The organism is Ferrovibrio sp. GW821-FHT12F09, from assembly GCF_058806775.1.
The window spans coordinates 431,957-437,956 of the sequence record NZ_JBXAPZ010000003.1 but is presented as its reverse complement, the minus strand read 5'-3'; the positions used below and the strand labels follow the sequence as shown (position 1 = coordinate 437,956).

Sequence of the window (6,000 nt, the reverse complement as noted above, 5' to 3'; positions counted from 1 at the left end):
ATGAAGGCCTGCGCTTCGCGATCCGCGAAGGCGGCCGCACCGTCGGCGCCGGCGTCGTCGCCAAGGTCATCGCGTAAGTAACGCCGAGCGAACCAGGATACAGAGATCATGGATAGTCAGAATATCCGCATTCGCCTCAAGGCGTTTGATCATCGCGTGCTCGACCAGAGCACAAGCGAGATCGTCAGCACCGCCAAGCGCACTGGTGCGCGCGTGCGTGGCCCGATCCCGCTGCCGACCCATATCGAGCGGTTCACGGTGAACCGTTCGCCGCACGTCGACAAGAAGTCGCGCGAGCAGTTCGAGATCCGCACCCATAAGCGGCTCCTGGACATCGTCGACCCGACCCCGCAGACGGTGGACGCGCTGATGAAGCTCGACCTCGCCGCCGGCGTGGATGTCGAGATCAAGCTGTAAGGGAACGGAACCCATGCGGACCGGATTGGTTGCACGCAAGCTGGGCATGACCCGGCTGTTCACGGACGACGGCACACATGTGCCGGTGACCGTGCTGAAGGTGGACAACTGCCAGGTGGTGGCGCAGCGCACCGAGGAAAAGGACGGCTATACGGCCCTCCAGCTCGGTATCGAAGCGGCCAAGCCGAAGAATGTCACCAAGGCCCTGCGCGGCCACTTCGCCAAGGCGAATGTGGAGCCGAAGCGCAAGGTTGTCGAATTCCGCGTCCCGGTCGAAGGCCTGGTCGAGGTCGGCGCCGAGCTGTCGGTCGAGCACTTCCTCGTCGGCCAGTTCGTCGACGTGACGGGCACGACGATCGGCAAGGGCTTTGCCGGTGTCATGAAGCGCCACAATTTCCGCGGCCTGGAAGCCAGCCACGGCGTGTCGGTCAGCCATCGTAGTCATGGTTCGACCGGTCAGCGCCAGGATCCGGGCAAGGTGTTCAAGGGTAAGAAGATGGCCGGCCATATGGGCGACCGTCAGCGCACCCAGCAGAACCTGCAGATCGTGCGTACCGACGCCACCCGCGGCCTGATCATGGTCAAGGGCAGCATTCCCGGTTCTGAGGGCCAGTATGTGGTGATCCGTGACGCGGTGAAGAAGCCGGCCGCCAAGGATCTGCCGATGCCGGCGGCCCTCAAGACCGCTGAGAAGTAAGGGTAGAGAATCATGGCTGAGACAATCGAAGTCGCCGTGACGACGCTGGAGAACAAGGACTCGGGCAAGCTGACGCTGTCCAAGGACGTGTTCGGCCTGCCGCCGCGCGCCGACCTGCTGCAGCGCTACGTGGTCTGGCAGCTTGCCAAGCGTCAGCAGGGCACGCACAAGACCAAGACCTACGGTGAGGTTGCCGGTTCGACCCGCAAGATCATCAAGCAGAAGGGTACCGGTGGCGCTCGCCACGGCGGTATCCGCGCCCCGCAGTTCCGCGGCGGTGGTAAGGCGTTCGGCCCGGTGCCGCGCAGCCATGCCATCGATCTGCCGAAGAAGGTCCGCAAGCTGGCCCTGAAGACCGCGCTGTCGACCAAGCTGGCCGAAGGCAAGCTGAAGATCGTCGACAGTGCCGTGCTGAAGGCCGGCAAGACCAAGGAGCTGGCTGGCAAGTTCAAGGGCCTGGGCCTGGAGAGCGCGCTGGTCATCGACGGCAAGGTGCTGGACGAGAATTTTGCCCGCGCTGTGCGCATGCTGCGTCATGTCGACGTGCTGCCGGAGCAGGGCGCCAACGTGTACGACATCCTGCGTCGCGATACCCTGGTTCTGACCAAGGCCGCGGTCGAGGCTCTGGAGGCTCGCCTGAAATGAGCAACGTGAACCACTACGATGTGATCCTTTCGCCGGTGATCACCGAAAAGGCGACCCGTACTTCCGAGTACAACCAGGTCACCTTCAAGGTGCCGCTGTCGGCCACCAAGCCCGAGATCAAGGCCGCCATCGAGGCGCTGTTCAAGGTCAAGGTGAAGGCCGTCAACACCCTGCGCGTGAAGGGCAAGGTCAAGATGTTCCGTGGCGAACTGGGCCAGCGCTCAGATTGGAAGAAGGCGATGGTCACCCTCGCCGACGGCCACAAGATCGACGTGACGACGGGGATCTAAAGTCATGGCTTTGAAGAATTACAAGCCGGTTACGCCGTCCACCCGCCAGCTGGTCCTGATCGACCGCTCGCAGCTCTTCAAGGGTCGCCCGGTCAAGGAACTGACCGAAGGCCTGAAGAAGACCGGTGGCCGCAATCATTTCGGTCGCATCACGACCCGTCATATCGGTGGTGGCCATAAGCGCCGTTACCGCATGATCGACTTCAAGCGCCGCAAGTTCGATATCGGCGCCACGGTCGAGCGGATCGAGTATGACCCGAACCGCACCGCATTCATCGCGCTGATCAAGTACGACGACGGCGAGCTGAACTACATCATCGCACCGCAGCGCCTGAAGGTCGGCGACCGCGTGGTGGCCGGCGAGAAGGCCGACATCAAGCCGGGCAATGCGATGCCGCTGAAGTCGATCCCGGTCGGCACCATCATCCACAATGTGGAGATGAAGCCGGGCAAGGGCGGCCAGATGGCCCGTTCGGCCGGCAGCTTCGTGCAGCTGGTCGGCAAGGACCAGGGCATGGCGCTCGTGCGTCTGACTTCGGGCGAGCAGCGCCTGGTGCAGGCCGAATGCATGGCCACGATCGGTGCGGTGTCCAACCCGGACAACCAGAACACCAATCTGGGCAAGGCCGGCCGCAAGCGCTGGATGGGCATTCGCCCGACCGTGCGCGGTGTTGCCATGAACCCGATCGACCATCCGCATGGCGGTGGTGAAGGTCGCACCTCGGGCGGTCGCCATCCGGTGACCCCGTGGGGCAAGAACACCAAGGGTAAGCGTACCCGTAACAACAAGCGGACGCAGAAGATGATCCTGCGCCGCCGCCCGTCGGGCAAGCACAGCTGATCGGGCTAGGAGGTAGATCGTGACTCGTTCTGTCTGGAAAGGCCCGTTCGTTGACGGGTATCTGCTGAAGAAGGCCGACAAGGTTCAGTCTTCGGGCCGCAAGGAGGTCATCAAGACCTGGTCGCGCCGCTCGACGATCATGCCGCAGTTCGTCGGCATGACCTTTGGCGTGCATAACGGCAACAAGTTCATCCCGGTGAACGTGACCGAGGAAATGGTCGGGCATAAGTTCGGTGAGTTCTCGCCGACCCGCACCTTCCCGGGCCATACGGCCGGCGACAAGAAGGCGAAGAAGTAACCATGAGCAAGCAGGCACGCGAATCCCGCCTCGGCGAGACCGAGGCCATGGCTATCGGGCGCAACATCCGTGTGAGCCCGCGCAAGCTTGGTGTGGTTGCCGGCCTGATCCGCGGCAAGCGGGTCGAGGCGGCCCTGTCCGAGCTGGCCTTTTCCAAGCGCCGCATCGCCAAGGACGTCAAGAAGGTCCTGCAGTCGGCGATCGCCAATGCCGAGAACAACCACCAGCTCGATGTCGACCGTCTGGTCGTTTCCGAAGCAAGCGTGGGCAAGGGCTTGGTCATGCGTCGGTTCCACGCCCGTGCGCGTGGTCGCGGCGCCGGCATTCAGAAGCCGTTCAGCCACCTGACCATCGTGGTGCGCGAGCGCGAGGAAGAGAAGAAGGCTCCGGCCCAGTCTAAGTCGAAGGGCGCCAAGGCGGCGCCGAAGTCGAAGAAGGCTGAAGCGCAGAGCGGGGAGCAGGCGTAATGGGTCAGAAAGTCAATCCGGTCGGGCTTCGCCTCGGCATCAACCGCACTTGGGATTCCCGCTGGTATTCCAGCGACAAGGAATATGCCGGCCTGCTGCATGAGGATCTGAAGATCCGCAAGTATCTCGAGCAGCGCCTGGCCCAGGCCGGTGTTGCCCGCATCGTCATCGAACGTCCGGCCAAGAAGGCCCGTATCACCATCCATTCGGCCCGTCCGGGCGTGGTGATCGGCAAGAAGGGCGCCGACATCGAGAAGCTGCGCTCCGATCTGGCCAAGATGACCAAGTCGGAAGTGCATCTGAACATCGTCGAAATCCGCAAGCCGGAGCTCGATGCCAAGCTGGTGGCCGAGAATATCGCCCAGCAGCTGGAGCGCCGCGTTGCGTTCCGCCGTGCCATGAAGCGCGCCGTGCAGTCGGCGATGCGTCTGGGCGCCGGCGGCATCCGCATCACCTGCGGCGGCCGTCTTGGTGGCGCTGAAATCGCGCGCGTCGAGTGGTATCGCGAAGGCCGCGTGCCGCTGCATACGCTGCGCGCCGATGTCGACTTTGCCCGTGCCACCGCCAAGACTGCCTATGGCAGCTGCGGCGTGAAGGTCTGGGTGTTTAAGGGCGAGATCATGGCTCATGACCCGATGGCGCAGGACAAGCGCATGGCCGAACAGGTCCAGGGTCATCAGGGCCACCAGGGTCGCCAGGGTTGAGTCGGGAGTAACGAGAAATGTTGCAACCCAAGCGTACTAAATTCCGCAAGGCCTTTAAGGGCCGCATCAAGGGCGTCGCCAAGGGCGGTACCGATCTGAACTTTGGCGCCTTCGGTCTGAAGGCTCTGGAGCCGGCGCGCGTCACCGCTCGCCAGATCGAGGCCTGCCGTCGTGCGATCACCCGTCACATCAAGCGTCAGGGCCGCATGTGGATCCGCGTTTTCCCGGATCTGCCGGTGTCGAAGAAGCCGGCCGAAGTCCGCATGGGCTCGGGCAAGGGCGCGCCTGAATTGTGGGTGTGCCGCGTGAAGCCTGGCCGCATCATGTTTGAACTGGACGGCATCCCGGCGAATCTCGCCAAGGAAGCCTTCCTGCTTGGCGCCGCCAAGCTGCCGATCAAGACCAAGGTCGTCACCCGACTGGGTGAGGGAGCGTAAGCCATGAAGGGTAACGAACTGGTCGGCAAGACCAAGGATGAGCTGGCTACCAAGCTCGTCGATCTGAAGAAGGAGCAGTTCAACCTGCGCTTCCAGAAGGCGACGGGTCAGCTCGAGAACACCGCGCGCGTCACCCAGGTGCGCCGCGATATCGCCCGTGTGCGGACCGCGCTGCATAAGCAGTCGGCCGCCAAGAAGGCGTAAGGAGAGATAAGATGCCGAAGCGCGTATTGCAGGGCGTCGTGGTGAGCAACAAGGGCAACAAGACCATTGTTGTGAAGGTTGAGCGCCGCATCATGGACCCGGTGTATAAGAAGTTCATTCGCCGGTCGAAGAATTACCATGCCCATGACGAGAACAATTCTCGGAAAGAGGGCGAGGTTGTGTCGATTCAGGAATCGAAGCCGATTTCCAAGCTTAAGCGCTGGATCGTCGTCGAAAACGCTTCCTGAACCGCACCAAAATAGTTTAGCGAGGTACAGGTCCAATGATCCAGGTGGAAACCAATCTCGACGTCGCCGACAATTCGGGCGCGCGCCGAGTCCAGTGCATCAAGGTGCTGGGTGGCGCGAAACGTCGGACGGCCCAGGTCGGCGATGTGATCGTCGTCTCCGTGAAAGACGCCATTCCGCGCGGCAAGGTGAAGAAGGGTGACGTGCATCGCGCCGTCATCGTCCGCACCGCCAAGGAAATCCGTCGTGCCGATGGCAGCGCCATCCGCTTCGACCGCAACGCTGCAGTGCTCATCAACAAGCAGGAAGAGCCGATCGGCACCCGTATCTTCGGGCCGGTGACGCGCGAACTGCGTTCGAAGGGCCATATGAAAATCATCTCGCTGGCGCCGGAGGTTCTGTAAGCCATGGCCGAAGCTATGAAGATCAAGAAGGGCGACAAGGTCGTCGTGATCACCGGTCGCTCCAAGGGCGTGACCGGTGAGGTGCTGAGCGTCAGCCGCGACAGTGGTCGCGTGACTGTGGCCGGCGCCAACAAGGTGACCAAGCATGTCAAGCCGAGCCGCGCCGCGGCCGGCGGCATCGAGCAGCGCGAAGCCCCGCTGCATGTTTCCAACGTGATGCTGGCCGATCCGAAAGACGGCAAGCCGACCCGCGTTGGCGTCAAGTTCCTTGATGACGGTCGCAAGGTGCGCGTTGCAAAGCGCTCCGGCGAAGTCATCGATCGCTGATGGAGGCTAAGATGGCCAATC

General features: G+C 62.7%; 13 protein-coding genes and 1 pseudogene. All 14 read left to right on the top strand.

Going from position 1 to position 6,000, the window contains the following annotated elements; translation table 11 throughout:
• The coding region (locus tag AC1ROB_RS22480; protein WP_445808136.1) for an EF-Tu C-terminal domain-related protein at nt 1–77 on the top strand (77 nt) is incomplete at its 5' end.
• A 31-nt stretch (nt 78–108) separates the two neighbouring features.
• The gene (rpsJ, locus tag AC1ROB_RS22475) at nt 109–417 is read left to right on the top strand and encodes a 30S ribosomal protein S10 (protein WP_144257943.1); all 309 of its coding nucleotides are present in this window, start codon (nt 109–111) and stop codon (nt 415–417) included.
• A gap of 13 nt (nt 418–430) precedes the next feature.
• On the top strand, nt 431–1,114 hold the full coding sequence (gene rplC / locus AC1ROB_RS22470) for a 50S ribosomal protein L3 (RefSeq protein ID WP_492972834.1): 684 nt from the start codon (nt 431–433) through the stop codon (nt 1,112–1,114).
• A 24-nt stretch (nt 1,115–1,138) separates the two neighbouring features.
• On the top strand, nt 1,139–1,759 hold the full coding sequence (rplD, locus tag AC1ROB_RS22465; RefSeq protein ID WP_492973280.1) for a 50S ribosomal protein L4: 621 nt from the start codon (nt 1,139–1,141) through the stop codon (nt 1,757–1,759).
• Nucleotides 1,756–2,049, top strand: a complete 294-nt coding sequence (locus AC1ROB_RS22460; protein ID WP_492972835.1) for a 50S ribosomal protein L23 — start codon at nt 1,756–1,758, stop codon at nt 2,047–2,049. The genes rplD and AC1ROB_RS22460 overlap by 4 nt, the downstream gene beginning before the upstream one ends.
• A gap of 4 nt (nt 2,050–2,053) precedes the next feature.
• A complete protein-coding gene (rplB, locus tag AC1ROB_RS22455) occupies nt 2,054–2,890 on the top strand; it encodes a 50S ribosomal protein L2 (protein ID WP_492972836.1) in 837 nt (278 codons plus the stop codon).
• Nucleotides 2,891–2,909: 19 nt separating this feature from the next.
• Nucleotides 2,910–3,188 (top strand): 30S ribosomal protein S19, encoded by a 279-nt coding sequence (gene rpsS / locus AC1ROB_RS22450; RefSeq protein WP_492972837.1) that lies wholly within the window; start codon nt 2,910–2,912, stop codon nt 3,186–3,188.
• Nucleotides 3,189–3,190: 2 nt separating this feature from the next.
• Nucleotides 3,191–3,562 (top strand): annotated as a pseudogene (gene rplV, locus AC1ROB_RS22445) (50S ribosomal protein L22); the annotation flags it as partial.
• Nucleotides 3,563–3,654: 92 nt separating this feature from the next.
• Nucleotides 3,655–4,359 carry a 30S ribosomal protein S3 gene (rpsC, locus tag AC1ROB_RS22440; protein ID WP_492972838.1) on the top strand — a complete coding sequence of 235 codons (705 nt, stop codon included), beginning with the start codon at nt 3,655–3,657 and terminating at the stop codon, nt 4,357–4,359.
• 17 nt (nt 4,360–4,376) lie between these two features.
• Nucleotides 4,377–4,796, top strand: coding sequence for a 50S ribosomal protein L16 (gene rplP, locus AC1ROB_RS22435; RefSeq protein ID WP_492972839.1), 420 nt, complete (start codon nt 4,377–4,379; stop codon nt 4,794–4,796).
• 3 nt (nt 4,797–4,799) lie between these two features.
• Nucleotides 4,800–5,000, top strand: coding sequence for a 50S ribosomal protein L29 (gene rpmC, locus AC1ROB_RS22430; protein ID WP_492972840.1), 201 nt, complete (start codon nt 4,800–4,802; stop codon nt 4,998–5,000).
• 11 nt (nt 5,001–5,011) lie between these two features.
• Complete coding sequence (rpsQ, locus tag AC1ROB_RS22425; protein ID WP_492972841.1) at nt 5,012–5,248, top strand: 30S ribosomal protein S17; 237 nt, start codon at nt 5,012–5,014, stop codon at nt 5,246–5,248.
• A gap of 35 nt (nt 5,249–5,283) precedes the next feature.
• Nucleotides 5,284–5,652: a 50S ribosomal protein L14 gene (gene rplN, locus AC1ROB_RS22420; RefSeq protein WP_492972842.1), complete on the top strand. Its 369-nt coding sequence runs from the start codon at nt 5,284–5,286 to the stop codon at nt 5,650–5,652.
• 3 nt (nt 5,653–5,655) lie between these two features.
• On the top strand, nt 5,656–5,979 hold the full coding sequence (gene rplX / locus AC1ROB_RS22415; RefSeq protein ID WP_492972843.1) for a 50S ribosomal protein L24: 324 nt from the start codon (nt 5,656–5,658) through the stop codon (nt 5,977–5,979).
• Nucleotides 5,980–6,000: the final 21 nt, after the last annotated feature.

Bases quoted from the DNA above. Each gene is read 5' to 3' on its own strand.
- rpmC (WP_492972840.1), top strand. From the start codon at position 4,800: ATGAAGGGTAACGAACTGGTCGGCAAGACCAAGGATGAGCTGGCTACC.
- rpsQ (WP_492972841.1), top strand. From the start codon at position 5,012: ATGCCGAAGCGCGTATTGCAGGGCGTCGTGGTGAGCAACAAGGGCAAC.
- rpsC (WP_492972838.1), top strand. From the start codon at position 3,655: ATGGGTCAGAAAGTCAATCCGGTCGGGCTTCGCCTCGGCATCAACCGC.
- rplP (WP_492972839.1), top strand. From the start codon at position 4,377: ATGTTGCAACCCAAGCGTACTAAATTCCGCAAGGCCTTTAAGGGCCGC.
- rpsJ (WP_144257943.1), top strand. From the start codon at position 109: ATGGATAGTCAGAATATCCGCATTCGCCTCAAGGCGTTTGATCATCGC.
- rplB (WP_492972836.1), top strand. From the start codon at position 2,054: ATGGCTTTGAAGAATTACAAGCCGGTTACGCCGTCCACCCGCCAGCTG.
- AC1ROB_RS22460 (WP_492972835.1), top strand. From the start codon at position 1,756: ATGAGCAACGTGAACCACTACGATGTGATCCTTTCGCCGGTGATCACC.
- rplC (WP_492972834.1), top strand. From the start codon at position 431: ATGCGGACCGGATTGGTTGCACGCAAGCTGGGCATGACCCGGCTGTTC.
- rplN (WP_492972842.1), top strand. From the start codon at position 5,284: ATGATCCAGGTGGAAACCAATCTCGACGTCGCCGACAATTCGGGCGCG.
- rplX (WP_492972843.1), top strand. From the start codon at position 5,656: ATGGCCGAAGCTATGAAGATCAAGAAGGGCGACAAGGTCGTCGTGATC.